The organism is Neisseria sp. P0021.S007 (assembly GCF_051956855.1).
The window spans coordinates 1-1,058 of sequence record NZ_JBQCXA010000144.1; the positions used below are offsets into that span (position 1 = coordinate 1).

Here is a 1,058-nt window from a genome sequence, read left to right on the forward strand (position 1 = left end):
GAACAACCCCGCGCCATCGCCGATACTGCCGAAGTCTTCTTGGACGGCGGTTTTGAACCTGAAAATTTCGGTGCCAACGCCCGCGACGTGTTCGACGATATCCACAGCATCAAAATCCTTGCCTGCGGTACGTCCTACTATGCCGCGCTGACCGCCAAATACTGGCTCGAATCCATCGCCAAAGTGCCGACCGACGTCGAAATCGCCAGCGAATACCGCTACCGCGACGTGATTGCCGATCCAATGCAATTGGTCATCACCATCTCCCAATCCGGCGAAACCTTGGACACGATGGAAGCCCTGAAATACGCGCAGTCTTTGGGACACAAACACAGCCTGTCCATTTGCAACGTCATGGAATCCGCCCTGCCGCGCGAAAGCGAATTGGTGCTGTACACCCGCGCCGGTGCAGAAATCGGCGTCGCCTCTACCAAAGCGTTTACCACGCAACTGGTCGTCCTCTTCGGCTTGGCGGTTACCTTGGGCAAACAGCGCGGCTTAATATCCGAAGAACAAGCGCACGCCTATATCGAAGAATTACGCCAACTGCCCGGCAGTGTACAACATGCCCTTAACCTCGAGCCTCAGATTGCCGCCTGGGCGCAGAAATTCGCCAAGAAAAACAGCGCACTCTTCCTTGGACGCGGCATCCATTTCCCGATTGCCCTCGAAGGCGCGTTGAAGCTGAAAGAAATCACCTATATCCACGCCGAAGCCTACCCCGCAGGTGAGTTGAAACACGGCCCGCTGGCATTGGTGGACGAAAACATGCCCGTCGTCGTCATCGCGCCGAACGACGGTTTGTTGGACAAAGTCAAAGCCAATATGCAGGAAGTCGGCGCACGCGGCGGCGAACTCTTCGTCTTCGCCGATTTGGACAGCAATTTCAACGCCACCGACGGCGTGCACGTCATCCGCGCCACGCGCCACGTCGGCGTACTCTCGCCGATCGTGCATACCATCCCCGTGCAGCTCCTGTCCTACCACGCCGCCCTCGCACGCGGCACGGATGTGGACAAACCGCGCAACCTGGCGAAATCGGTAACGGTTGAATAAAC

General features: G+C 57.6%; 1 protein-coding gene. It reads left to right on the forward strand.

Features of this window, described 5'->3' with window-relative positions; genetic code table 11:
- Window positions 1–1,056, forward strand: a 1,056-nt coding sequence (gene glmS / locus ACTHUR_RS11795; RefSeq protein ID WP_440398695.1) for a glutamine--fructose-6-phosphate transaminase (isomerizing), incomplete at its 5' end; no start/stop codon positions are given.
- Window positions 1,057–1,058: the final 2 nt, after the last annotated feature.